Genomic DNA, 23,834 nt, shown 5'->3' with positions numbered 1-23,834 from the left:
TTGGATGACAGCTTCGACTGGCAATGTGACGGCTCTGCGTGAAGCAGGGCCGGCGACCTCGACTTCTCTATCGCAGGCCGCTGCGCGTCCTGTTTTGTCGGCGCGCGGCTTGGGCAAGTCGTTTGGCGGCTTTTATGCGGTGAAGAATGTCGATCTTGATGTGGAACATGCCCGCGTTCATGCGCTGATCGGCCCGAACGGGGCTGGCAAGACGACGGTGTTCAATCTTCTGACCAAGTTTCTGCAGCCGACAAGCGGCGAGATCACGCTTCTGGGCGAAACCATCACCAAAACCGACCCGGCCAAAGTGGCGCGGATGGGACTGGTGCGTTCGTTTCAGATTTCGGCCACCTTCCCGCATCTCACCGTGCTGGAAAACGTCAAGGTGGCGCTGCAACGCCCGAACGGTCTTGCCACGCAATTCTGGCGTTCGCTTTCCGCGCTGGACCGGCTGGATGCGAGAGCCGTCGAGCTTCTGGAGCGCGTCGGCCTTGCCGATGCCCGTCATGCACTGGCTGCCGATCTGTCCTATGGCCGCAAGCGGGCGCTCGAAATCGCCACCACGCTGGCGCTTGATCCGAAAGTGCTGCTGCTGGATGAGCCGATGGCCGGCATGGGCCATGAAGACGTTCACACCATTGCCGCCCTCATTGCCGATGTCGCGAAGGACCGCGCCGTTTTGATGGTGGAACACAATCTCAAGGTGGTGGCCGATATCGCCCACCATGTCACGGTGCTGCAACGCGGCGAGATCCTCGCCTCCGGCAGCTATGCCGATGTCTCGAAGGACGAGCGCGTGCGCACCGCCTATATGGGAACCGAACATGAATAAAGGCCAACCGCTCCTGTCCGTGCGCGGACTGAATGCCTGGTATGGCGAAAGCCATGCCCTGCATGGCGTCGATCTCGACATCTGGCCGGGCGAAACCATCACGCTTCTGGGCCGCAACGGCGTCGGCAAGACGACAACCTTGCGCGCCATCATGGGCATCATCCGCAAGCGCACCGGCACGATCACGCTGGAGGGCAAAGACATCATGCGCGTGCCTTTGCATCGCATCGCCCATGCGGGTCTTGGCTTCGTGCCGGAAGAGCGCGGCATCTTCGCCACGCTCAGCGTGCACGAAAACCTGCTGCTGCCGCCGGTCGTCGTCAAAGTTGGTCAGGGGGGTGGGCAGAGCCTGATGTCTCTGGACGAGATTTACGCGCTGTTCCCGAACCTGCATGAACGGCGCAATAGCCCCGGCACCAAGCTGTCGGGCGGCGAACAGCAGATGCTGGCCATCGCGCGCATCCTGCGCACCGGTGTCAAGGTGCTGCTGCTGGACGAGCCGACCGAAGGTCTGGCGCCTGTCATCGTGCAGCGCATCGGCGATGTGCTGGTGGAACTGAAGAAGCGCGGCATGACCATCCTTCTGGTCGAGCAGAACTTCCGCTTTGCCGCCAAGGTCGCAGACCGCTTCTATCTGATGGATCATGGCGTGGTGACGGAGAACTTCCCAACCGCCGAACTGCCTGACCGCATGGCGGCCCTGAACGAAGCGCTGGGAGTCTGACATGACAATGATTTTTGGAATCCCCCTGCAAGCGCTTCTCGGCCAGTTGCTGGTCGGTCTCATCAACGGCTCGTTCTATGCCATGCTGAGCCTTGGCCTTGCCATCATCTTCGGGCTGTTGCGCATCATCAATTTTGCGCATGGCGCGCAATATATGCTGGGCGCTTTTGTCGGCTATCTGCTGTTGAGCTGGCTTGGCATCGGCTATTGGCCAGCGCTTATTCTGGCTCCGATCATCGTCGGTCTCGGCGGCGCGATTGTCGAGCGCGTGGCGCTGTCACGGCTTTATAATCTCGATCCGCTTTACGGCCTGCTCTTCACCTTCGGCCTGGCGCTCGTGATCGAAGGCACGTTCCGCTATTATTATGGTGCTGCCGGACAGCCCTATGCGGTGCCACCGTCGCTTGCAGGCGGCAACAATCTCGGCTTCATGTTCCTGCCGAATTATCGCGCCTGGGTGGTCGTGGCTTCGCTGATCATCTGCCTTGGCACCTGGCTTCTGATCGAAAAGACCAAGCTTGGTGCTTATCTGCGCGCCGCCACCGAAAACCCGACACTGGTAAAAGCTTTCGGCATCAATGTGCCGCTGCTTCTCACCTTCACTTATGCGCTGGGTGCTGGCCTTGCGGGCGTTGCCGGCATCATGGCCGCCCCGATCTATCAGGTCAGCCCGCTGATGGGTTCGAACATCATCATCGTGGTCTTTGCCGTGGTGGTTGTCGGCGGCATGGGATCGATCCTCGGCGCCATCATCACCGGCTATGTGCTGGGACTGGCCGAAGGGCTCACCAAGGTCTTCTACCCGGAAGCCTCCAGCATCGTCATCTTCGTCATCATGGCTATCGTCCTTCTGGTGCGACCCGCCGGGCTGTTCGGGAAGGAGGCCTGATATGGCTGATACCGCTCTTAAAGCAACGGCTGCAAGCCATAGCGCCACCCCGACCCGCAAACCGGCGATCAACAGCCTGTCGGCCATCATCCTCATCATCGCCATCATCGCGCTGGCCGCAGCACCCTTCGTGGTCTACCCGATCTTCCTGATGAAGATGCTGTGCTTTGCGCTGTTTGCCTCGGCGTTCAACCTGCTGCTTGGGTTTACCGGCATTCTCTCCTTCGGCCATGCAGCCTTCTTCGGCGGTGCGGCCTATATCACCGCGCATACGGTGAAGGAATGGGGCGTGACGCCGGAAGTGGGCCTGATCCTCGGCGTTCTTGCCGCCGCCGCACTCGGTCTGGTGATCGGCTATCTCGCCATCCGCCGTCAGGGCATCTATTCCACCATGATCACACTGGCGCTGTCGCAGATGTTCTTCTTCTTCTGCCTGCAGGCTGCCTTCACCCATGGCGAAGACGGCTTGCAGGGCGTGCCGCGCGGATATCTGTTTGGCTTCATCGATCTCAACAATCCGATGAACATGTATTACTTTGTGCTGGCGCTGTTCGTGCTCGGCGTGTTTGCCATCTGGCGCATCATCAACTCGCCCTTCGGCATGATCCTGAAATCGGTGCGCGAGAATGAAAACCGCGCCATATCGCTCGGCTACTCCGTCAATCGCTACAAGCTGGCCGCTTTCGTGATGTCGGCTGCTCTTGCGGGCCTTGCAGGCGGTCTGAAGGCGCTCGTCTTCCAGTTTGCAACGCTGACCGATGTCGGCTGGCAGATGTCGGGCGAAGTCATCTTGATGACACTGCTTGGCGGGATCGGCACGCTGATCGGGCCCATCGTCGGCGCGGCCTTCGTCGTCGCCTTGCAGAACTATCTCGCAACGTCCGACTTCCCCGTCACAATCGTCACCGGCATCATCTTCATGGCATGCGTCATCCTCTTCCGTAAAGGTATCGTCGGAGAGTTCTATGCCTCGCGTTTGGGAAAGAAACTGTTCGGGTAAACACTACTCAATGAGTCGCTGTATCCGCTGATCGCGGCTCCACATTTTACTGGATATACAATCATGACCGACACCTACGATTACATCGTGGTTGGCGCGGGCACGGCAGGCTGTGCGCTGGCGAACCGACTATCCGAGAACCCGGACCGTTCCGTCCTGCTGCTCGAAGCGGGCGGCAAGGACAATTATGCGTGGATTCATATCCCGGTCGGCTATCTCTATTGTATCGGCAATCCGCGCACCGACTGGTGCTTCACCACGGAAGCCGAACCCGGCCTGAACGGTCGCGCGCTCGGCTATCCGCGCGGCAAGGTGCTCGGCGGCTGCTCCTCGATCAACGGCATGATCTATATGCGCGGTCAGGCGCGTGACTACGATCTGTGGCGGCAGGCGGGCTGTGAAGGCTGGGGCTGGGACGACGTGCTGCCCCTGTTCAAGAAGTCCGAAGACTATTACGCCGGTGCCAGCGCGTTGCACGGCGCGGGCGGCGAATGGCGCGTCGAAAATGCCCGCCTGCATTGGGATATTCTCGACGCTTTTCGCGATGCCGCCGTTGCGGCGGGCATTCCCGCCACCGACGACTTCAATCGCGGTGACAATGAAGGCGTGTCCTATTTCAAGGTCAACCAGAAGCGCGGCATTCGCTGGAATTCCGCCAAGGCCTTTCTGCGCCCGGCACTGAACCGCAAAAACCTGCGCGTCGAAACCGGCGCGCATGTGCGCCGCATCGAGATTGCGGAAATGCGCGCCAATGGCGTGACCTTCGACCAGAACGGCGCGACCCGTACCGTCAAGGCAAGGCGCGAAGTGATACTGGCCGCCGGTGCCGTCGGTTCGCCGCATGTGCTGGAACTGTCGGGCGTCGGACGCGGTGACGTGCTGCAACAGGCAGGCATTCCGGTTGCGCTGGAGCGCAAACAGGTCGGCGAAAACCTGCAGGATCACCTGCAATTGCGCTGCGCCTATAAGGTCACGGGCATTCCGACCCTCAATGAAAAGGCCAACAAGCTTTCTGGCAAGGCGATGATCGGGCTGGAATATCTGCTGCGCCAGTCCGGCCCCATGTCGATGGCGCCGAGTCAGCTTGGCGTGTTCACCCGGTCGGACCCGTCTTATGAAACCGCCAATCTGCAATATCATGTGCAGCCACTCAGCCTCGAAAAATTCGGCGAAAACGTTCACCCCTTCCCCGCCTTCACGGCCAGCGTGTGCAATCTGCGCCCCGACAGTCGCGGCTCGATCCACGTCAAGTCACCGGATCACCGTGCGCAACCCGCCATCCGGCCGAACTATCTGGCGGCGGAAAGCGACCGTCGCGTCGCCGCCGATGCAATCCGCCTCACCCGCCATATCGTAGCGCAGGCACCCTTGCAGCAATATCGCCCGGAGGAGTTCAAGCCCGGCCCTGCTTACGAAACGCAAGAACAGCTGGAAAAGGCCGCAGGAGACATCGGCACCACCATTTTCCACCCCGTCGGCACCTGCCGCATGGGACAGGACGCGGAAGCGATCGTCGATCCGCGCCTGCGGGTCAATGGCATTGCGGGTCTCCGCATTGCCGATGCGTCCATCATGCCGACCATCACCTCCGGCAATACCAATTCGCCGACGCTGATGATCGCCGAGAAGGCCGCGCAGATGATTATCGCGGATAATCGATAGGCATTTCCAGCAAAAAGTGCGAAGCGGTTTTTGCGCCTGGACAATGCCCAAGCGAATAACGAGAGCGGTTCCAGCGATTCAGCTTTGACGGAACCGCTCTAGAACCAGATTCCTGAGAGAACAATGAGCGAAAATGGCAATCCGCTCACTCGCCTGTGAACGCAATTTCAGATTTGCAGCCGCACGATTTTCAGAAAAAATTTTCCTTGTTTAATTCCATGCAAACAGGAATTATCGGCATCAGGGAGGGCTGGGGAGAATGATCATCTAATGATCGCAATCCGGGACCGGCTTTCCAAAATGTTCAGCTAAGGAAAACAAAGATGTCGTCAGCCCTTTCCCGTTATGCCTTCAGCCGCCGCGCCGGTCTGAAAGCCCTTCTTTTCACCGCAGCCGCGCTGACCGTAGGCTTTGCCTCGGCTCCGAGCCATGCAGAAGACAAGACAATCAAGGTCGGCATCATGGGCGGCGAAGACGAAGACGTCTGGAAAGTCGTTGCCGAAGAAGGCAAGAAGCACGGCCTCAATATTGAGCGCGTGACCTTCAACGACTATAACCAGCCGAATGAAGCTCTGGAGCGCAAGGAAATCGACGCCAACGCCTTCCAGCACAAGCCTTATCTCGATGAGCAGATCAAGCAGCACGGCTACAAGATCAGCGTTGCTGGCTACACCGCCGTCTGGCCAATCGGCATCTATTCGCGCAAGCACAAGAGCCTCGACGAACTGAAGGAAGGCGCCGTCGTCGGCGTGCCGAACGATCCGTCGAACGAAGGCCGTGCGCTTCGCGTTCTCGAAGAAAAGGGCCTGATCAAGCTGAAGCCGGATGCAGGCATTCTGGCCACCCCGATCGACATTGTCGAAAACCCGAAGAAGCTTGAGATCAAGGAACTCGACGCCGGTGTGGTCGGTCGTTCCATCGACGATCTCGACGCTGCCATCGTCAACAATGACTGGGCTGCCAAGGCGGATCTGAAGAAGGAAGAAGCCATCGGCTGGGAGTCGAAGGAAAACAATCCTTACAACAACTTCATCGCGGTCCGCACTGAAGACGAAAACGCCGAATGGGTGAAGAACCTGGTCGCTTCGTTCCAGAACGACGCTGTGAAGGCCGAACTCGACCGCGCCTATAAGGGCACCGGCATCCCGGCCTGGAACTAAGCTTTTCATTTTCAATACACCGCGCCGGAACATGTTTCCGGCGCGGCTTTTATTGACGTATGGAAAAAAATTGCCCAAAAGCATCGGCAAGAGGCCAAGCTTGGCCAGAACAGGCCTTAGCCTGAACAGGCATCATCCGTCATTGACGCCTTATCCGATTGCAGTTTGCCGCTGTTCGCAGCAGCGCATCAAACTATAGAAGAAACGAACGTGATCCCCGTGACCCCCGCCGTGACCATTGAACCGCCATCCACCGCATCCGCGCCCATCGTCGATATGAAAGACGTGCGCCGAATGTTCGGTAACACGGCAGCCATCAATGGCGTGTCGCTCTCCGTCGCGCGCGGCGAAATCCTTGGCATTATCGGTCGCAGCGGCGCGGGCAAGTCCACGCTGATCCGCTGCGTCAACGGGCTCGAAAAGCCCGACTCCGGTTCGATCCGCATCGAGGGCCACGAAATCACCGGCCTCGGCGAAACCGAACTGCGCCCGCTGCGCCGTCGCATCGGCATGGTGTTCCAGCATTTCAACTTGCTCTCGGCCAAGACTGTTGCCCAAAACATTGCATTGCCGCTGAAGATCGCAGGCAGGCCCAAAGCCGAGCGCGCCCGCCGCGTCGCCGAACTGCTCGAGCTCGTCGGCCTCTCCGACAAAGCGAACCATTATCCGGCGCAGCTTTCCGGCGGCCAGAAGCAGCGCGTCGGCATTGCGCGCGCGCTTGCCGCAGAGCCTGCCGTTCTGCTCTCCGATGAAGCGACCTCGGCGCTCGACCCCGAAACCACCCAGTCCATTCTGGCGCTGCTGAAGGACATCAATACCAAACTTGGCCTGACCATCCTGCTCATCACCCACGAGATGGAGGTCATCCGCCGCATCGCCGACCGCGTCATCGTGCTCGATCACGGCGCCATTGCCGAAGAGGGTCCGGTCTGGAAAGTTTTCGCCAATCCGCAGTCGCCCGTCACGCAGAGCATGTTGCAGGTGCTGACGCCTGAACTGCCTGCCTCGTGGCGCGCACGCCTAACCGACAAGGCGGGAGATCGGGCCATCCTTCGCGTCAAGCTTTCAGGCGAAGCTGCGCGCGGCGCTTTCTTCAACGATGTGGCAGCGGCCACCGGCCTTGTGCCGCAGCTGATCCATGGCGGCATGGATACGATCCAGGGTGAGCCCGTCGGCACGCTCTTCATCAGCCTGCCCGCTCAGGACAAAGCGAAATTCGAAGCCGCTATCGGCTATCTCAACACCCATGCAGACGCCACGGAGGTACTCGGCTATGTCTCAGGCAATGCTTGATCTTCTATGGCGCTCCTTCTGGGAGACCATCATCATGACCGGCTTTTCGAGCCTGATTTCGCTCGTCGTCGGTCTGCCGCTTGCCCTCATCATGATCCTGACCGAGCGCGGCGGCCTTGCCCAGAACCTGACGGTCAACACCTTTCTGGGCGCGATCATCAACGGCTTCCGCTCGGTTCCGTTCATCATTCTTCTGGTGGCGCTTATCCCGGTGACCCGCTTCATCGTCGGCACGTCTATCGGCACATGGGCCTCCATCGTGCCGCTGTCGATTGCGGCCATCCCCTATTATGCGCGCATTGCGGAAGTATCGCTGCGCGAGGTGGACAATGGTCTGGTCGAAGCTGCGCGCTCTATGGGCGCAAGTCGCTGGACAATCGTGCGCGAAGTGCTGGTGCCGGAAGCCCTGCCCGGCATCATTGCGGGTTTCACCGTGACGATCATCACGCTGGTGGGCGCATCGGCCATGGCTGGCGCCATCGGCGCGGGAGGTCTGGGCGATCTTGCCATCCGCTACGGCTATCAGCGTTTCGAAACGCAGATCATGATCGCCGTCGTCATCATCCTGATCATCATGGTCTGCGGCATCCAGTGGATCGGCGACCGTCTGGTCAGCCGCCTCGACAAGCGCAACCTGCGCGCCTGAAGCCAAGGCTTGACGCCAAACAAAAGCCGACCTGCTTTACCAGGTCGGCTCTTTGGGTTATGCCTTTAAGTACAATGGATCGCCAGAGGATCCATACCATAATATGGAATCGCGGTTATAAATATACGAAACCTTCACCCCGATGGGAACCGTGATAGAAGTACGCCATTTACTTTCCAACTTGAAACTTACAATTAATTTATTACTGTATTCGTAATCTGGAGCTTCGAAAACATCAACTACAGAACATTCAACACTTTCGGAGAAAGGTCTTCCTGTTGCAAAATTCACCAAACTTATACTGTCTTTTAATTTGTTTTTATCTACAATCGCTGCCCGTCCGTCTTCGTCATACCCCTTTACAAAACAGTAGACAAAAGCTGAATAATAACGCCCTTCATGATAGAATGGCTGACATTCAGTTCGCCCCGATGAATCCACGAGAGACAACGCGAAACCTGCAATATTCGTCATTATACCTTCCTTTTTATTATATATATTTTAAATAAATCGAATGTTTAAAAATATTCTGGGTTAATTTGACCGAACCCGAAAACACACTCTCATATTCCCGTCGAGCATGCAGACTGCTTCAACTGACAGTTTTTTTATATTGCCCCCCCGCGTGCCAAGAAAAAACAATCGCACTCTGTTGCCATCAGAAGCTCTGACCGAAGATAGAATTAATAAAGGGCTCACATTCGTTGACTTCTACCGCTTCCTCTCACGGAAACCCGCTTCCAGCGTGTTTCCGTCGGGGTCGAAGACCAAAGCGGCAAAATAGCCCATCTCTTCCGGCCCCTGATAAGCGGGGCCGCCGCTGTCGCTGCCACCAGCGTTCAACGCCACGCGATGAAACGCCTCCACCGCATCGCGACTTCCAGCCGTGAACATGAGATGCAGACGATCGCCCGGCTTCGTGTCGGCTGCGTCCGTAGCCGCACCGGCTTCCGCGCCATGTATCCAGAGGAAGGGCACGGGCGCCCTCTCCCCGCCGCTAACGAAGAAGCCGCTGCCCGAACGCGCTATAACTTCCAGCCCAAGTTCGGGCATGCAGCTTTCATAGAATGAAAGGCTGCGGCGAATATCCCTGGCTTTGAAGCCTATGTGATCGAAGAGCGACATAGGCAGTAATATATCGCGGGCTTGTATAAAGAAAAGCGGCGCACCCCATTTTGGGACGCGCCGCCTTTCATTTGGAAATGTTTTTGCGAATTATCCGCGTGTGCGTGACAAACCGTCCTTCGCCGGCTGGTATTTCGGATCAAGCTGCACAGCCTTTGCATAGGAGCTGGCAGCCTTCGCCTTCTCGCCGCGATGCTCATAAACCAGCGCCTGATTGGCCCAGCTTTCCGCAACGCCCTGATCCAGCGTAATCGCGGTGTTGAAATCGTCGAAAGCATTGTCGAAGTCGTTCAGCGCCACATAGGAAAGGCCGCGGCCATTATATGGCTCCGGGGCCGTGGAGTTGAGCGAAATCGCCTTGGAGAAATCCTCGATGGCCTGCTTGTGCTGGCCCTTGGCCTGATAGATCAGGCCGCGATTGTGATAGGCGCGACCGTCGGTCGTCTGCAAGGCGATGGCCTGATTGAAATCGCTCAGCGCCTGATCGAGACGGCCCGCCTGACGGTAGACATTGCCGCGACCGATATAGGCGGCGTCATATTGTCCATTGAGCTGGATCGCCTTGCTGTAATCCTGCGCAGCCTTGTTGGTATCGCCCATATAGCGATAGACCAGCGCGCGGTTGGAATAGGCCTGATAGAAATTCGGATTGAGCGCAATCGCCTGATCGAAATCGCGGATCGCTTCCTTGTAGCGCCCGGCCTTGCCATAGGCGGAGCCGCGAACATTGTAGCCTTCGGGATCACGCGGATTGGACTGGATCACACTCGTAAGCGAGCTGATATTCTCGCTCGAACCCTGTGCCCGATCAACTGTGCTCAGCGCCGTTGTGGTCGAGCTTTGGCAACCGGCCACAGCCAGAGCCAAAAGCGTGGCGGCAATCAAAAAACCGTGACGACCGATTCCAGCCGCGGGGTTTCCACCCAATGTCTCGAAACCCGAAACCTTTGTCCCGGACGATTGCATCACCTTGAAGCGTGTTGGCAACGACAGTGTTCCTTTTAGTTCCATCGAACCGGGCATTGACGTCCCGTTTCTCTCCATCCCGCCCCGGCTCCGGTTTCGGCGCATGAGCGCTTCAACTGTCAGATAAAGACAGCGAAAAGGCGGCAGCAAAAAGTCTGTCTCGCCTTTCGATACCCGGCCCGAAAGCTGAATATCTTAATTATATGTTTTTACACATAACTGGCCCGGCAAAGTCTAGAAACTTTTTTGGGGCCGACGCTAAACTTTAATAAAAGGATGAAACCGAGTTGTTTCAGCAACAAAAACTTTGAAATCAAGACGCACAAAATCCGGCGCAGCCTTAAGCCACACCGGAAAACAAAAAGGCGCCACAAAAGCGGCGCCTGTTTTGAGGTCGATCAGCGAGCGCCGCGGGCGCCGCCAACGAGGCCTTCACGCTGCGCACGCTTGCGAGCGAGCTTGCGAGCGCGACGAACGGCTTCTGCCTTTTCGCGAGCGCGCTTTTCAGATGGCTTTTCGTAGTGGCCGCGCATCTTCATTTCGCGGAAGATACCTTCGCGCTGCATCTTTTTCTTGAGAGCGCGGAGAGCCTGATCAACATTATTATCGCGGACGAGTACCTGCACGTGTATTCCCGTATCGGTTAGAATTTCGGTTAAGCCTGAGGCCGTTCGGGGGTCTTTTAACGATTTCAGCCGGTCTGACCGGCCGAGCAACGCCCTAAGGCTCCCAAGCTTCGCAACGGAAACGCTGCAAATTGGTGCTGGCTAATACCAGAAAGAGCCCCGGCTGTCCACCTCAACATGCAACTTTGCCCACCGCTGTTAGGAAATACCGTCCTTACACCAATTCACTATGGTTCGCGCGGGCCGAATGCGCTAATGGACCCGCTGTTTCCCGCGTAATTCGGCCTCATTAGTCGTCCAGAAGGAGACATTGTACGGCGCTGCCGATCTTTCGGCGGCGTTTCCCTTTTCTGATTCCATTTGTTTGTTTCATGTCCCTCCGCAAGCGACTCGTTATCCAGTTCACAGGCTATGAAGGCCTGCACCCCAAAGCCGTCCGTGTGCGCCACGCGCAAGTGTTGAAAGATTTCGACCGGCTGTGGAACGCCAAGACCAAGCTGCCGCCCATGACGGACGAACCAAACGATAGCGGCACGACAATGGCCGTGACACAAGGCAATGGCTGGCGTACGAAGACCGAGTTCTGCCAGTTCGGCACCGCAGATATTTTCGATGATTATGCCGCGCGCTCGACACCGAAGAGAATGCTGACCGGCTTCTTCGCCTTCATGAACATCCTGTTTACGGGCACGCTCTGGCGCTACCTGACAACGAGCTGGCGCTTCGTGCTGTTCTTCCTGTGGCCCTTCCTGCTGTCGCTTGCCATTTTGGCCGTTGCAGCCCTTATCGCCACTGCGCCGGTGCTGGTTGGCTTTTCGGTACCGCATCTTCTCTGGTCTGCCCCGCTCGCCGCCTTCCTTGCAACGCTTCTGGTGCGCAAGCCCGGCGACAAGTTCTTCATGTCCTATCTGCTCGACGACTGGTCGGCAGCCTATGACCGCATTTACGACCGCAATGCGAAGCTGAACCAGCGTCGGACGGCCTTCGCTGACGCGCTGATGCGCAAGATCGAAGAAAGTCAGGCCGACGAGGTCATCATCGTCGCGCATAGTCTCGGCACCGTGCCAGCTGTCGAGGCGCTTGCCGCCGTTCAACGCCACCGCCCCGAGCTTCTGACACGGCAACCCGTGTCGCTTCTGGCCGTCGGCTCCTGCCTGATGATGATCGCGCTGCATCCACGAGCGAAGGAGCTGCGTGAAGATGTGCGCGTCGTGCTTCAAGATAGCCCGGTCCTGTGGTCGGAATTTCAGGTGCTGACGGATATCATCCATTTCTACGGTTCAGACCCGGCCAGCGCCCTGAAGATCAAGACGGCAAACCCGCCACTCATTCATCGCATCCGCTTCAAGAATGTGCACAGCGAAAACCGCTACAAGCGCTCCAAGGGCAACTTCTTCCTGATGCACCTTCTCTATGTGCGCGGCGCCGAGAAGAAGAATTTTTACGATTTCGGCATGTTCCTGCATGGCCCGTTTTTCTTTCGCGAGCTGATGACCACGCATAAAGATAAAGCCGCCCCTCTTGATGAAGAAGGACGGCTTCCGGTGCAATATCGCGAAGCGGCTTAGCTTTCGGCTGCTTAAGCCTCTGGCGGCTCGACGACGGCTATCGTCAGCCAGGTGGCCGTTAGCGCAGGCTTGAGCGAGTTTTCGATCTCAAGCGTCACGTCGTAATAATTCACGACGCGGCCCGATGGGCGAATATCCGCATCGGCCAGATTGAAGCGCGCGCGCACCCGTGCGCCGGTCTTGACCGGCGACTGGAAGCGCAGCTTGTCGAAGCCGTAATTGATGCCCATGGTCGCGCCTTCCAGCATCGGCAGCGCTTCATAAGCCAGCGTCGACAAAAGCGACAGCGTCAGAAAGCCATGCGCAATGGTGCCGCCAAAAGGCGTTTCCTTGGCCGCGCGTTCCGGATCGACATGGATGAACTGATGATCGTCGGTTGCATCCGCAAACTGGTTGATCATTTCCTGCGTGACTTCGCGCCACTCGGAACATCCGATTTCCGTGCCGATTGCTTCGCGCAACTGGTCGAGCGTGATTGCGTCTTTCATTGGCTGGCTATTCCTGCTGAACTGATTTGCCCTTTGTTTACCTTATAAACTTCAGGCAGCAACCAGAATTTCCCGGGCGATATCATCCCAATGCGTGAAAACCTGATGCGCACCCTTGGACGACAGACGCTCGGCATGGCCGTCATAGGTATGCGCGCCGCCTGTATAACCAAAGGCGGTCATGCCCGCTGCAATCGCGCCTTCGACACCGAAGGGCGAATCCTCGATCACCACGCAGCGCGCCGGATCGACGCCCATCTTGTCGGCGGCGAACAGGAACAGATCGGGCGCAGGCTTGCCGCGCTTCACCATGCTGGACGAATAAACCGCATCGCCGAAATAATGGCTGATGCCGGTCTTCTCCAGACTGAACGCAATACGCTCCGGGTGCGAGGACGATGCCACGCAACGCTTCTGCGGCAGTTCGCGCAGGAAATTGGCGATACCCACGGTCGGCTCCAGCGATTCCGCAAAAAGTGTGCGCGTTGCTGGCCAGAACTCGCCATCGACGCCATCTGGCAGGCGATGGCCGGTCATATCCTCGATCATCTTCATGATATCGGCCTGTTTCATGCCGATGCCCTTGGCCACCGTGCCCTGCGGCAGCTCCATGCCGTGGCTGGCATAGACCCGCTCGAAAGCGAGGCAGGACAGAACTTCGCTATCGACGAGAACGCCGTCGCAATCGAAGATCACAAGATCAAAGGGGGATACACTGCTCATTTTGGCTCCAGTGGCCCTATAAAGGGATGCATATTTTGTCGCGCTGATTGGGGGTGCGCGCCTGTCGGTGTTGATATAGAGACTGTTCGTCTATTACGCACCTATATCAACACAAGCGTGACAAATTTATCTCGCCTGTGTGGCTTTGACATTTTGCGGAGAGTTTCATGACGACAAATGTGGCACTGGTTGGACTGGCACGCGATCTTGCAGCGCGGGCTGAAACCGGCAAGCCGATCCGCATCGGTCTGATTGGCGCTGGCGAAATGGGCACCGATATCGTCACGCAGGTGGCGCGGATGCAGGGCATCGAAGTCGGCGCACTTTCCGCCCGCAGGCTGCCCAACACATTCAAGGCCGTGCGCACCGCCTATGGCGATGAAGACAATGCGCAGGAAGCCAACAGCGAAGCCGCGATGACCCGCGCCATTGAGAGCGGCAAGATTGCCGTCACCGGCGACAATGACCTGATCCTCTCCAACCCGCTGATTGATGTCGTCATCGACGCCACCGGCATTCCGGAAGTGGGCGCTGAAACCGGCATCAAGGCCATTCGCAACGGCAAGCATCTCGTGATGATGAATGTCGAGGCCGATGTCACCATCGGCCCCTATCTCAAGGCCGAGGCCGACAAGCAGGGCGTGATTTATTCGCTGGGCGCCGGCGACGAACCCTCTTCCTGCATGGAACTGATCGAATTCGTTTCCGCCATGGGGCACAAGGTTGTCGCGGCTGGCAAGGGCAAGAACAATCCGCTTAATTTCGATGCGATCCCCGACGATTATCAGGAAGAAGCAGACCGCCGGAACATGAATGTCCGCCTGCTGGTCGAATTCGTCGACGGTTCCAAGACCATGGTTGAAATGGCGGCCATCGCCAACGCCACCGGGCTTGTGCCCGACATTGCGGGCATGCACGGCCCCAAGGCCGCAATCGACGAGTTGAATCGCACCCTGATCCCGAAGGAAGACGGCGGCGTTCTCAACAAATCAGGTGTGGTCGATTATTCCATCGGGCGCGGCGTGTCGCCCGGCGTCTTCGTCATTGCCAAGATGGAGCATCCGCGCCTTGTCGAGCGTCTGGAAGATTTGAAAATGGGAAAAGGCCCGTATTTCACCTTCCACCGCCCTTTCCACCTCACCTCGCTGGAAGTGCCTCTGACCGTGGCGCGCGTGGTGCTGCACGGCAAAACCGACATGGTGCCGCTGCCGAAGCCGGTGGCGGAAGTCTGCGCGGTTGCCAAGAAGGATTTGCGGCCCGGCGACCATCTCGATGCCATTGGTCAATATTGCTATCGCTCGTGGATCATGACGACGCCGGAAGCACGTGCGGCAAAGGCCATTCCCTGCGGCCTGCTCCAGAACGGCTCGGTCATCGCGCCCATTAAGAAGGGCGAACTCATCACCTACGCCAATGCTGCCCCGCAGCCCGGATCGAAGATCGCCGAACTGCGCGCTTTGCAGGATGCGATGTTAAGGGAGTAAGGGAGTAAGGGAGTAAGGGAGTAAGGGAGTAAGGCAATACGGTCCGTATATTTGCAAGTCAAACATACTCCCCTATTCCCCTACTCCCCTATTCCCTTCCCTTAATGATCCAACGCCTTCACAATACTCTCCACCATCTTCTTCGCATCGGCGAAGAGCATCATGGTGTTGTCGCGGAAGAAGAGTTCGTTTTCCACGCCCGCATAGCCGGAGCCCATGCCGCGCTTGATGAACAGAACCGTGCCAGCCTTGTCGACATCAAGGATCGGCATGCCGAAGATCGGTGACTTCGGATCGGTCTTCGCCGCCGGATTGGTGACGTCATTGGCGCCAATCACGAAAGCCACATCGGCCTGCGCGAATTCCGAATTGATGTCTTCCAGCTCGAACACTTCATCGTAAGGCACGTTGGCCTCGGCCAGAAGCACGTTCATATGGCCCGGCATACGACCAGCCACGGGATGGATGGCGTATTTGACTTCCACGCCTTCCGCCTTGAGCTTGTCAGCCATTTCACGCAGCGCGTGCTGGGCCTGCGCCACCGCCATGCCATAGCCCGGCACGATGATGACCTTGGAAGCGTTCTTCATGATGAAGGCCGCATCGTCGGCAGAACCCTGCTTGACCGGACGCTGTTCAACCTCGCCAGCCGAGCCGCCAGACGTATCGCCGCCAAAGCCGCCGAGAATGACCGAGATGAACGAACGGTTCATGCCCTTGCACATGATGTAGGACAGGATCGCGCCCGAAGAGCCGACCAGCGCGCCGGTGATGATCAGCGCCAAGTTGCCAAGCGTGAAACCAATGCCTGCCGCTGCCCAGCCCGAATAGGAATTGAGCATGGAGACCACGACCGGCATATCCGCGCCACCGATTGGCACGATGATCAGCACGCCGAACACCAGCGACAGAAGCACGATCAGCCAGAACACGAAATGGCTTTCGGTATTCACCAGCACAACAACCAGCAGCACGATGGCTGCGGCAAGAGCCGCGTTGATGACATGGCGTGCCGGCAGCATGATCGGCTTGCCCGACATGCGACCGTCAAGCTTGAGGAAGGCGATGATCGAGCCGGTGAAGGTGATCGCGCCAATGGCGACGCCCAGCGACATTTCGATCAGCGCCTGACCATGGATCTGGCCCACTTCGCCGATACCGAAGGAATGCGGCGAGTAAAGTGCGGCAGCGGCCACCAGAACGGCGGCAAGACCGATCAGCGAGTGGAACGCGGCAACAAGCTGCGGCATGGCCGTCATGGCGATACGGCGCGCGATGACCGCACCGATACCGCCGCCAATGGCGATGCCGACGACGATGAGTGCCAGACCGCCGAAGCTTGGACGCGCTAGCAGAAGCGTGGTGACGATGGAAATCGCCATACCGATCATGCCGTACATATTGCCCTGACGGCTGGTCGTCGGATGCGACAGGCCGCGCAGCGCCAGAATGAACAGCACGCCGGACACGAGATAAAGGAAGGCTGCGAGATTAACGCTCATAATGGTTCAGCCTCACTTTTCTTTTTTCTTGTACATGGCGAGCATGCGCTGGGTGACCAGAAAGCCGCCAAAAATGTTGACGCTCGCCAGAATGAGCGCAATGAAACCGAAGCCGGTTGCCCAGCCCGAAAGAGAAAGGCCAACCGCCAGAAGCGCACCCACCACGATCACCGAGGAAATGGCATTGGTCACGGCCATCAGCGGCGTATGCAGCGCAGGCGTAACCGACCAGACCACGTAATAGCCGACGAAGATCGACAGGATGAAGATCGCAAAGCGGAACACGAACGGATCGATCGCGCCGCCCGATGCGGCATGCGCGGCAGCCGCCGCAGCATCGCCCAGACCACCGGCATTTTCCGCAGCCTGACGGACGGCATCCGCGGCCTGGTTCAAGCTCTCAAGAGCTTTATCGAGACTAGTTTCGGCCATTATGCCTCTCCTCCATCAACTGGAGACTTGGGGGAAGACGAAGACTTTGCAGCAGCCTTCGGTGCTTTTGCAGGCGCTTTTTTCGCCGCTTTCGGCGCAGCAGGTTTCGCTGCATCGCCAACGACTTCTGCCTTGGCGACCTTCGGCTTTGGTGCGGCTTTCGGCTTTGCAGCCGGTTTTTCAGCGACAGCAGCAGGCGCGGCATCGGCCTTGGCGAAAGCCGGATGCAGGATCTTGCCCTGATGGGTCAGAAGCGTCGCCTTGACCAGTTCTTCTTCTGGATCGATCTTGAGAAGCTTGGTTTCCTTGTCGACCAGCGTTTCCACGAAAGCGATCAGGTTGCGTGCATAAAGCTGCGAGGCACTCGCGGCAATGCGGCCCGAAACGTTGAGATGACCAACAATCCGGACGCCATTGACCTCGGCGATCTGACCGGCGACAGCGCCTTCGACATTGCCGCCGCGCTCGACCGCGAGATCGACCAGCACGGAACCCGGACGCATGGAAGCAACCATTTCCTTGGACACCAGACGCGGGGCCGGACGGCCCGGAATGAGCGCCGTGGTGATGACGATATCCTGCTTGGCGATATGGTCGGCGACGAGTGCGGCCTGCTTCGCCTGATATTCCTTCGACATTTCCTTGGCATAACCGCCAGAGGTTTCGGCAGCCTTGAACTCATCATCCTCGACGGCGATGAATTTCGCGCCGAGCGAGGCGACCTGTTCCTTGGCGGCCGGGCGAACGTCGGTTGCCGTCACGACCGCACCGAGACGTCGTGCCGTTGCGATGGCCTGAAGACCCGCAACGCCTGCCCCCATCACGAACACCTTGGCGGCTGGAACCGTACCCGCTGCCGTCATCATCATCGGCATGGCGCGGTCATAGACTTCCGCCGCGTCGATCACCGCCTGGTAACCGGCAAGGTTCGCTTGGCTCGATAGCACGTCCATCACCTGCGCACGGGTGATGCGCGGCATGAATTCCATCGTGAAAGCCGAAATGCCAGCCTTGGCAAGTGCTGCCACCGCGTCTTCATGACCATAAGGGTCCAGCATGGCAAAAAGCGCCGCGCCCGATTTATACCCTTTGAGTTCCGTATCCGTAGGACGGCGCACTTTGAGGACAACGTCTGCCGTTTTGGCATCCGCCGCCGTGCCGATGCGGGCGCCCGCTGCCGTAAACTCGGCATCGGGGATGCGCGATTTCTCACCGGCGCCTTTTTCCACAACGACATCGAAGCCGAGCGCGATGAATTTCTTCACCGTCTCCGCCGATGCCGCAACGCGTGTCTCGTTGGGGTCACTCTCTAGCGGGATAAATAACGTCTGGGCCAAGCTGGTTTCCCTTTCATGGTCTTGATCCGGGCTTGATCCGGCCTTGCGGTCGGGCAGAATTGCGAGCCTCTCAAATGAGACTCTTTCATAAGAACTGATATTGACGCGACAGTTGCAAATTCGTCAGGCCGTGACGAAACGAGTGTTTTTCGAGCACCGGAGCGGAGCGTACTTTTGGGTACGCGAGCACCGGTGCGCAGGAAATTGCGGGTTGCAGCCCGGCATGGCGAAGAATGCGACTGTAGTGCTAAGACATGCATAAAACCTCGGCATGGTAACCCACGCCAAGGCATTCGATCAAATCATGCGGGGTTAATCCCGGTTCGCTCTTAGATCTTGCTGCATTTTCGCAAGGCCGGATGTCGTCATCCAGCCCGCGTCAATGCGCTAGAGGATGAACCAGGCGGCGACGCAGACTAGGACAAATAGAATGGTCGCGGAGAAGAAACCACCAGCGAAAAAGCCGAACGCCATGGCAATCATAAGGGCGACAAGCGCCACCGTGCCCCATTTAACCAGGCCCGTGAAACCGGCATAAGTTTTCTCATGCTCAGCATAGTCCATCGGTGCGCCAAGTTCAGCCGGAGCCGTCGTATGATGTTCTGCCATTTTCGTTCCACCCATTCAGATTTTCCACCCAACATCCATGATGTTAAGCGAAAACACCTGCAATCTTCAACGTGTCTGCAATAAAAGCCCGGCCTCTACGGCAAGTCTTTTCGTCGCAGCCAACCCTCTCTCCGCGTGAAGCGGTTCCGTAGTGTTCGTAAATCGAATTCACGCGATGCGCTACATTTAAATATTTAGAACAGTTTATGCGCCGAGGCCGGTATATTTCGCGGTCGCCATGATGGTCAGCGGCACGGAGCCGCCCCGCATATCGGCAAACATCGCCTGCCGCTCGCGTGGTAATGACTTGAAGAACGGGAAGCGCACCGCAACCGCATCGCGAATATTGCGGATCGGCGCTGCACCCAGCCCGACCTTGATGCCATAGCCCGCATGTTCGCGCGCATCGGCCATCATCGTCGTGCCGAAGATGCGCTTGTAAAAGGCCATATGCTCAGGTTTCACCGAGGCAAGGCATTGATCTGCCACGAAGAATTCTGACGCCATCGCCGCGATGCGCAGTGTGATATAGGGGATGGCCGGATATTCGCTCAGCAATTCGGGATCGGCGGCAAAGCGGGTCGGATCGACGAAATGCATGCCGCTATTGAGCAGCGGATCGAGAATATCGGGAAACAGAGCATAGCTCGTTCCCTTGCGATGATCGGGCGTGATGTGATGAATGCGCAATGTGCTGACAAGCTGCCCGTCAACATGCACGCCATAGACGAAAGCGTGGCTGTCCCGGTCGATATCATCGATGATGGACGGTACTTCGGCCTCGTCCATCACATTGCGGGTACGATAGGAACGATAACGAAGCCGACCGATCTCTTCCAGATCCTCCGCATGGACAATTCGCCGATACTCGACACGATCCAGAAAATGCAGCAGCTGTCGCGCAAAATTGGATAGCGGCGGCTTCTCCCCCGAAACAGCTGAATCAGTCATATAAGCGATTTCCGCACCACCAAATCATGCAAATCATGCACTTCAATTCAGCGCGCAGAATAAGCAGCTTTCCCTTCATGTAAAGGTATAAGTTCAACCGCATATACGCCCCCGCGCCATTTTTGAGACATAATATTGCCACAGATTCGCCACATCGAGACAGCGTTTTTGTGGGCCACCGGATGATAAATGCGCGTTGAAGCGCATTTCAGGGCCTCTTGCCGTGTTTGCCATAATTCGATGACCGGTCCGGCAACCTGTTTTTCATTCTTGAAGCGAAGTTCAGCGCATCCGTCGCGCGCAATTGTCACGGGGCGCACGGTCCCGACCTAAAAAGGATCAGGCAACCGTACGGCCGCCCTCGCGCCATGTGACGGATTTCGTCGTCATCGAGCCGATCGTGTCGGCGGGCAGCGGCATGCCGAGAAGATAACCCTGCACCAGATCGGCACCGGCGGCAACGCGGATCAGCGCCAGTTGTTCTTCGGTCTCCACGCCTTCGACGGTCACGCCGAGACCAAGCTCGTGCGAGAGCTGCGTCACACCACGCAACAGCATCAGCGACCGGCGGTCGGTAGTGATGTCGCGCACAAAGGAACGGTCCACCTTCACCTTAGTCAGCGGCAGCGTGTTGAGATAGCTCAGGCTGGAATAGCCCGTGCCGAAATCGTCGAGCGCAATGTTGATGCCCGCATTCTTCAGCCGCTGCAGAACCATGGATGTCTTGTTGCGGTCGGCAATGATCGCGCTTTCCGTCACCTCGACTTCGAGACGGTGTGCAGGCAACCCGGATTTCTGCAAGGCGGCGGCGATATCGCGGGCAATCTCGCTGCTTTTCAGGTCGATGGCCGACAGATTGACGGAAACACCGATGCGGTCCCCCCAGGTCAGGCAATCCATGCAGGCCTGTTCCAGCATGAAGCGGGTGATATCGGTGATAATCCCCATTTCCTCAGCCAGCGGGATGAATTCCGCAGGCGGCACATTGCCCAGCTCCGGATGCTCCCAGCGCGCCAGTGCTTCACAAGCAACAATGCGCAGAGACTGCGCACTGACGATGGGCTGATAGACGACCTTGATTTCATTATTCCCGATGGCCTGTCGGAGATCGGCCTTGAGCTTCTGGCGGCTGCGATATTTGGTATCCATCGCGCCGACGAAAACCGCCCACTGCCGGTCTTCATGACCTTTTGCTTCGTAAAGCGCCAGATCGGCATTGATATGCATATTTCCGACATCGCAGCTTGCGATATTCTCAATCGCGATACCGGCGCTGATCTCGATATGCACATGATCGCCATCAAGATCATAAACGCCGGACACGACCGAGGTGATATGATCCATCACGCCGGTAATTTCGGCTTGCGTCTGAAGATTGAACACAAACACCACGAACTCGTCGCCGCCGAATCGTGACACCACAAAGCGCTGCTGGTCGAGCGAATAAAGCCGCTCCGCAAACAGCCGCAACAACACATCGCCCGTGTGATGGCCAAGCGTATCGTTGACATGCTTGAAGTGGTTGATGTCGATGACGACCAGAGCGGCAAAACTGTCCGACGGCTGGTGGGCGCGCAGCGTGCGCACCATGGTCTCGAAATAATTACGGTTCGGAAGGCCGGTCAGACCATCGAACCGCGCCATATGCTGAATGCGGGCTTCTGCCTCGACACGCTGCGTCACGTCCTCGAACATGAGAACCGCGCCGTCGCCAACAGTCTGGTTGCCGATACATTCTATATAGCGCTCGCCGGAAAGTTGAAAAATGTCGCGTGTCTTGCGCCCGGCAACGAGATCGGTCATGCGGGCGCGCACATTGGTCATGTCGTTGTGCGGAAACAGCCCTTCCCGCGCGCAATAGCGCAGCAGCACTTCCAACCTGCGCCCGTGCAGCTTGGTGTGTTCGGCGATCCGCAGCATCGCCTTGGCCTTGTTGTTGATGACCGCAATGCGGCTCTGGCCGTCGAGCATGAGAAGGCCCTGCGGCATATTGTTGAGCGCGGCATCGAACCGACCGGCCACAATCGACAGGCGCCGCTTGCCCATGACGGCAGCGAAGAGAAATTCGCGCAGGCCGTTCGCCATCTCGATATTGGACAGGAAATACGGGATCAGCAGCAGGCCGATAATGATGTGAAAGGGAGTCCCCGCAAGCACGAGCCCGGCCAGAACCGGAATGAGCGTGCAGATCGACATCAGAACGACCGCCTTCGCCGAGGCATAATTGCGCCCGACGATGGAAACGACGGAAGCCAGCAAGATGGTCAGGCTCGCCAGTTCGGCAAAGGGATCGCGCAGCACGAAGATCGAGAAGAAGCACAACATGCCGAGCGTTGCGCAGACCAGCGAAGCGCCTATGAGATAGCGCAATTCCCAGCGGTCGAGATCGGCGGATGTGAGTTGGGTGAGCCTGGCGCGATCGAACTGCCGCATGTCGTAGAGACGACCGAGAGCGACCACAGCAAAAAGCCCGGCAAAGCCGATGAAATGCCAGTCGAGTGTTTTTACATAAATGACGACACAGGCCACCACATGGGCCAGCAAGCCAAACCAGAGCGTAGTGCGATTACCATAAAGTGATCGCATGAAAGAAAGCCGCACGTCTGCAGGTATGTCAGGTTTACGGCTTCGCCACATGTCCTTGCTTGTGTCCGTATCGTGAGGGCGATTATTGCACTAATGACTTAAAAATATCTTTCGCGAAATGAAACCACAAGCTGTTACCACCGCCACCATAAGATGTATCCCAACTATTTTTACGGGAACAACTTATCTGCAAGCTGGAGAACAGCAATACAACCATAAGCTTTTAAAGCGACGAGCCTCAAACAATTTGACCGCGAAAGCAGAGCGCGAAAACGGGCTGTATTTCGCCTTTCCCGGCATCAGCTCTTCACGGGTGATCTACAGCAAAACTAGAGAATATCGCCGGGATTTCACAGGCACTGGAGGAAACCCGGATGAAAGCCCGCCAGAGCCGGATAAATCGCTAGCTCGGATGGACACATTCAGAGACTGTGCCCACCATCCACATTGACGATTGTGCCGGTCATATAGCGGCTGGCATCCGAGGCCAGCATCAGCACCACGCCGTCGAGATCCTGCGGTTCGCCAAGGCGGCGCAGTGGATTACGCCCTTTGAAGTAGCCTGCGGCGGGTCCGCTGAGCTGTTCCTCGTTGATTCGGGTCGGAAACCAGCCCGGAGAGATCGCATTGACGCGGATATCGTGCCCGGCCCATTCAAGCGCGAGCGCGCGCGTCATCTGGGTAATGCAGGCTTTGGACATGGAATAAGCCGCCGCACCCTTCTGCGGCCTGTCGCCCAGAATGCTGGTCGTATTGATAATGCAACCGCCTGCGCCATGAGCGATCATGCGGCGCGCGGCTTCCTGCGCCACGAAGAAAGCGCCAGCCACATTGACCTCGAAAATATGCTCCAGCATATCGCGTGTCGTATCAAGCGCCCGCGCCATATGGGCCACACCGGCATTGTTGAACAGGGTCGTAATCGGCCCGAAACGCTGCTCGGCTTCATCGAAGGCGCGTATGATTTCGTCAGGATGGGTTACATCCGCCATGATTTCCAAAACTTCGCCGCCCGACGGACACAGGCTTTCACCGGCATGCGTGCGCGAAATGGAGATCACTTTTGCTCCATGGCCCGCCAGCACATGCACCATGCGCAGGCCCAGACCCGAGGAACCTCCCGTCACGGCAATGACCTTGCCCCGGACGGAAAAAAGCTGATCGTCAGTCATGCATCCCCTCAACTGCCAATCCATTTTCACCCCTATTAGAGCATTTCCAGCAAAAGTGC

23 protein-coding genes are annotated in these 23,834 nt (G+C 57.7%); 10 read left to right on the top strand and 13 right to left on the bottom strand.

Annotated features, from left to right (window positions below):
- The first annotated feature begins 4 nt into the window (after positions 1 to 4).
- From WIX40_RS16995 to WIX40_RS16960, 8 genes are all read left to right on the top strand, one after another.
- Complete coding sequence (locus WIX40_RS16995; RefSeq protein ID WP_109365924.1) at positions 5 to 832, top strand: ABC transporter ATP-binding protein; 828 nt, start codon at positions 5 to 7, stop codon at positions 830 to 832.
- Positions 825 to 1,556, top strand: coding sequence for an ABC transporter ATP-binding protein (locus tag WIX40_RS16990; RefSeq protein WP_339440787.1), 732 nt, complete (start codon positions 825 to 827; stop codon positions 1,554 to 1,556). The genes WIX40_RS16995 and WIX40_RS16990 overlap by 8 nt, the downstream gene beginning before the upstream one ends.
- 1 nt (position 1,557) lies before the next feature.
- Positions 1,558 to 2,445 (top strand): branched-chain amino acid ABC transporter permease, encoded by an 888-nt coding sequence (locus WIX40_RS16985; protein ID WP_094513372.1) that lies wholly within the window; start codon positions 1,558 to 1,560, stop codon positions 2,443 to 2,445.
- Between the two features lies 1 nt (position 2,446).
- A complete protein-coding gene (locus WIX40_RS16980; RefSeq protein WP_339440783.1) occupies positions 2,447 to 3,445 on the top strand; it encodes a branched-chain amino acid ABC transporter permease in 999 nt (332 codons plus the stop codon).
- A 63-nt stretch (positions 3,446 to 3,508) separates the two neighbouring features.
- Positions 3,509 to 5,107, top strand: a complete 1,599-nt coding sequence (locus tag WIX40_RS16975) for a GMC family oxidoreductase (protein ID WP_339440782.1) — start codon at positions 3,509 to 3,511, stop codon at positions 5,105 to 5,107.
- A gap of 323 nt (positions 5,108 to 5,430) precedes the next feature.
- Positions 5,431 to 6,267 (top strand): MetQ/NlpA family ABC transporter substrate-binding protein, encoded by an 837-nt coding sequence (locus WIX40_RS16970; protein ID WP_140026338.1) that lies wholly within the window; start codon positions 5,431 to 5,433, stop codon positions 6,265 to 6,267.
- A 231-nt stretch (positions 6,268 to 6,498) separates the two neighbouring features.
- Positions 6,499 to 7,560 carry a methionine ABC transporter ATP-binding protein gene (locus WIX40_RS16965; protein ID WP_339441073.1) on the top strand — a complete coding sequence of 354 codons (1,062 nt, stop codon included), beginning with the start codon at positions 6,499 to 6,501 and terminating at the stop codon, positions 7,558 to 7,560.
- Positions 7,541 to 8,206: a methionine ABC transporter permease gene (locus WIX40_RS16960; protein WP_339440780.1), complete on the top strand. Its 666-nt coding sequence runs from the start codon at positions 7,541 to 7,543 to the stop codon at positions 8,204 to 8,206. Before WIX40_RS16965 ends, WIX40_RS16960 begins: the two co-directional genes overlap by 20 nt.
- 57 nt (positions 8,207 to 8,263) lie before the next feature.
- Here WIX40_RS16960 and WIX40_RS16955 read toward each other — a convergent pair whose 3' ends face one another.
- The 4 genes from WIX40_RS16955 to rpsU form a co-directional block, all read right to left on the bottom strand.
- Positions 8,264 to 8,680, bottom strand: coding sequence for a hypothetical protein (locus WIX40_RS16955; RefSeq protein WP_171319582.1), 417 nt, complete (start codon positions 8,678 to 8,680; stop codon positions 8,264 to 8,266).
- Between the two features lie 237 nt (positions 8,681 to 8,917).
- Positions 8,918 to 9,331 (bottom strand): VOC family protein, encoded by a 414-nt coding sequence (locus tag WIX40_RS16950; RefSeq protein WP_339440778.1) that lies wholly within the window; start codon positions 9,329 to 9,331, stop codon positions 8,918 to 8,920.
- A 90-nt stretch (positions 9,332 to 9,421) separates the two neighbouring features.
- On the bottom strand, positions 9,422 to 10,342 hold the full coding sequence (locus WIX40_RS16945; RefSeq protein WP_109370288.1) for a tetratricopeptide repeat protein: 921 nt from the start codon (positions 10,340 to 10,342) through the stop codon (positions 9,422 to 9,424).
- Between the two features lie 353 nt (positions 10,343 to 10,695).
- A complete protein-coding gene (rpsU, locus tag WIX40_RS16940; protein WP_078341232.1) occupies positions 10,696 to 10,923 on the bottom strand; it encodes a 30S ribosomal protein S21 in 228 nt (75 codons plus the stop codon).
- A 371-nt stretch (positions 10,924 to 11,294) separates the two neighbouring features.
- Between rpsU and WIX40_RS16935 the strand changes: the two genes are divergently transcribed.
- On the top strand, positions 11,295 to 12,491 hold the full coding sequence (locus tag WIX40_RS16935; RefSeq protein ID WP_339440776.1) for an alpha/beta hydrolase: 1,197 nt from the start codon (positions 11,295 to 11,297) through the stop codon (positions 12,489 to 12,491).
- Positions 12,492 to 12,502: 11 nt separating this feature from the next.
- On the opposite strand, the gene WIX40_RS16930 is transcribed toward WIX40_RS16935, so the two are convergent.
- Positions 12,503 to 12,979: a MaoC family dehydratase gene (locus WIX40_RS16930; RefSeq protein WP_339440774.1), complete on the bottom strand. Its 477-nt coding sequence runs from the start codon at positions 12,977 to 12,979 to the stop codon at positions 12,503 to 12,505.
- Between the two features lie 51 nt (positions 12,980 to 13,030).
- Positions 13,031 to 13,702: an HAD family hydrolase gene (locus WIX40_RS16925; RefSeq protein WP_109369615.1), complete on the bottom strand. Its 672-nt coding sequence runs from the start codon at positions 13,700 to 13,702 to the stop codon at positions 13,031 to 13,033.
- A gap of 167 nt (positions 13,703 to 13,869) precedes the next feature.
- Here WIX40_RS16925 and WIX40_RS16920 point away from each other — a divergent pair, with 167 nt between their 5' ends.
- The gene (locus WIX40_RS16920) at positions 13,870 to 15,186 is read left to right on the top strand and encodes a 1-deoxy-D-ribulose 5-phosphate reductoisomerase (RefSeq protein ID WP_339440773.1); all 1,317 of its coding nucleotides are present in this window, start codon (positions 13,870 to 13,872) and stop codon (positions 15,184 to 15,186) included.
- 101 nt (positions 15,187 to 15,287) lie between these two features.
- Here the strand turns inward: WIX40_RS16920 and WIX40_RS16915 are convergent, their stop codons facing one another.
- From WIX40_RS16915 to WIX40_RS16885, 7 genes are all read right to left on the bottom strand, one after another.
- Positions 15,288 to 16,688 carry an NAD(P)(+) transhydrogenase (Re/Si-specific) subunit beta gene (locus WIX40_RS16915; protein WP_339440772.1) on the bottom strand — a complete coding sequence of 467 codons (1,401 nt, stop codon included), beginning with the start codon at positions 16,686 to 16,688 and terminating at the stop codon, positions 15,288 to 15,290.
- A gap of 12 nt (positions 16,689 to 16,700) precedes the next feature.
- Positions 16,701 to 17,120, bottom strand: coding sequence for a proton-translocating transhydrogenase family protein (locus WIX40_RS16910; RefSeq protein ID WP_021587083.1), 420 nt, complete (start codon positions 17,118 to 17,120; stop codon positions 16,701 to 16,703).
- Complete coding sequence (locus tag WIX40_RS16905; RefSeq protein WP_339440770.1) at positions 17,120 to 18,457, bottom strand: Re/Si-specific NAD(P)(+) transhydrogenase subunit alpha; 1,338 nt, start codon at positions 18,455 to 18,457, stop codon at positions 17,120 to 17,122. Before WIX40_RS16905 ends, WIX40_RS16910 begins: the two co-directional genes overlap by 1 nt.
- Positions 18,458 to 18,844: 387 nt before the next feature.
- Entirely contained in the window at positions 18,845 to 19,066 is a 222-nt protein-coding gene (locus WIX40_RS16900; RefSeq protein ID WP_109370289.1) for an aa3-type cytochrome c oxidase subunit IV, read from the bottom strand.
- Positions 19,067 to 19,270: 204 nt separating this feature from the next.
- The gene (locus WIX40_RS16895; protein ID WP_109369619.1) at positions 19,271 to 20,017 is read right to left on the bottom strand and encodes an N-acyl amino acid synthase FeeM domain-containing protein; all 747 of its coding nucleotides are present in this window, start codon (positions 20,015 to 20,017) and stop codon (positions 19,271 to 19,273) included.
- A 339-nt stretch (positions 20,018 to 20,356) separates the two neighbouring features.
- The gene (locus WIX40_RS16890; protein ID WP_109369620.1) at positions 20,357 to 22,654 is read right to left on the bottom strand and encodes a putative bifunctional diguanylate cyclase/phosphodiesterase; all 2,298 of its coding nucleotides are present in this window, start codon (positions 22,652 to 22,654) and stop codon (positions 20,357 to 20,359) included.
- Positions 22,655 to 23,025: 371 nt separating this feature from the next.
- Positions 23,026 to 23,775 carry an SDR family NAD(P)-dependent oxidoreductase gene (locus WIX40_RS16885; RefSeq protein ID WP_109369621.1) on the bottom strand — a complete coding sequence of 250 codons (750 nt, stop codon included), beginning with the start codon at positions 23,773 to 23,775 and terminating at the stop codon, positions 23,026 to 23,028.
- Between the last annotated feature and the right edge of the window lie 59 nt (positions 23,776 to 23,834).

It is taken from the genome of Ochrobactrum teleogrylli (genome assembly GCF_037482325.1).
In the GTDB taxonomy this organism is placed as follows: domain Bacteria; phylum Pseudomonadota; class Alphaproteobacteria; order Rhizobiales; family Rhizobiaceae; genus Brucella; species Brucella teleogrylli.
This window is presented reverse-complemented; position numbering and strand designations above follow the sequence as displayed.

Excerpts from the sequence above, each read along its gene's own strand:
- WIX40_RS16995 (WP_109365924.1), top strand. The coding sequence starts at position 5 with ATGACAGCTTCGACTGGCAATGTGACGGCTCTGCGTGAAGCAGGGCCG.
- WIX40_RS16990 (WP_339440787.1), top strand. The coding sequence starts at position 825 with ATGAATAAAGGCCAACCGCTCCTGTCCGTGCGCGGACTGAATGCCTGG.
- WIX40_RS16985 (WP_094513372.1), top strand. The coding sequence starts at position 1,558 with ATGACAATGATTTTTGGAATCCCCCTGCAAGCGCTTCTCGGCCAGTTG.
- WIX40_RS16980 (WP_339440783.1), top strand. The coding sequence starts at position 2,447 with ATGGCTGATACCGCTCTTAAAGCAACGGCTGCAAGCCATAGCGCCACC.
- WIX40_RS16975 (WP_339440782.1), top strand. The coding sequence starts at position 3,509 with ATGACCGACACCTACGATTACATCGTGGTTGGCGCGGGCACGGCAGGC.
- WIX40_RS16970 (WP_140026338.1), top strand. The coding sequence starts at position 5,431 with ATGTCGTCAGCCCTTTCCCGTTATGCCTTCAGCCGCCGCGCCGGTCTG.
- WIX40_RS16960 (WP_339440780.1), top strand. The coding sequence starts at position 7,541 with ATGTCTCAGGCAATGCTTGATCTTCTATGGCGCTCCTTCTGGGAGACC.
- WIX40_RS16955 (WP_171319582.1), bottom strand. The coding sequence starts at position 8,680 with ATGACGAATATTGCAGGTTTCGCGTTGTCTCTCGTGGATTCATCGGGG.
- WIX40_RS16950 (WP_339440778.1), bottom strand. The coding sequence starts at position 9,331 with ATGTCGCTCTTCGATCACATAGGCTTCAAAGCCAGGGATATTCGCCGC.
- WIX40_RS16945 (WP_109370288.1), bottom strand. The coding sequence starts at position 10,342 with ATGGAACTAAAAGGAACACTGTCGTTGCCAACACGCTTCAAGGTGATG.
- WIX40_RS16935 (WP_339440776.1), top strand. The coding sequence starts at position 11,295 with ATGTCCCTCCGCAAGCGACTCGTTATCCAGTTCACAGGCTATGAAGGC.
- WIX40_RS16930 (WP_339440774.1), bottom strand. The coding sequence starts at position 12,979 with ATGAAAGACGCAATCACGCTCGACCAGTTGCGCGAAGCAATCGGCACG.
- WIX40_RS16925 (WP_109369615.1), bottom strand. The coding sequence starts at position 13,702 with ATGAGCAGTGTATCCCCCTTTGATCTTGTGATCTTCGATTGCGACGGC.
- WIX40_RS16920 (WP_339440773.1), top strand. The coding sequence starts at position 13,870 with ATGACGACAAATGTGGCACTGGTTGGACTGGCACGCGATCTTGCAGCG.
- WIX40_RS16915 (WP_339440772.1), bottom strand. The coding sequence starts at position 16,688 with ATGAGCGTTAATCTCGCAGCCTTCCTTTATCTCGTGTCCGGCGTGCTG.
- WIX40_RS16910 (WP_021587083.1), bottom strand. The coding sequence starts at position 17,120 with ATGGCCGAAACTAGTCTCGATAAAGCTCTTGAGAGCTTGAACCAGGCC.
- WIX40_RS16900 (WP_109370289.1), bottom strand. The coding sequence starts at position 19,066 with ATGGCAGAACATCATACGACGGCTCCGGCTGAACTTGGCGCACCGATG.
- WIX40_RS16895 (WP_109369619.1), bottom strand. The coding sequence starts at position 20,017 with ATGACTGATTCAGCTGTTTCGGGGGAGAAGCCGCCGCTATCCAATTTT.
- WIX40_RS16890 (WP_109369620.1), bottom strand. The coding sequence starts at position 22,654 with ATGTGGCGAAGCCGTAAACCTGACATACCTGCAGACGTGCGGCTTTCT.
- WIX40_RS16885 (WP_109369621.1), bottom strand. The coding sequence starts at position 23,775 with ATGACTGACGATCAGCTTTTTTCCGTCCGGGGCAAGGTCATTGCCGTG.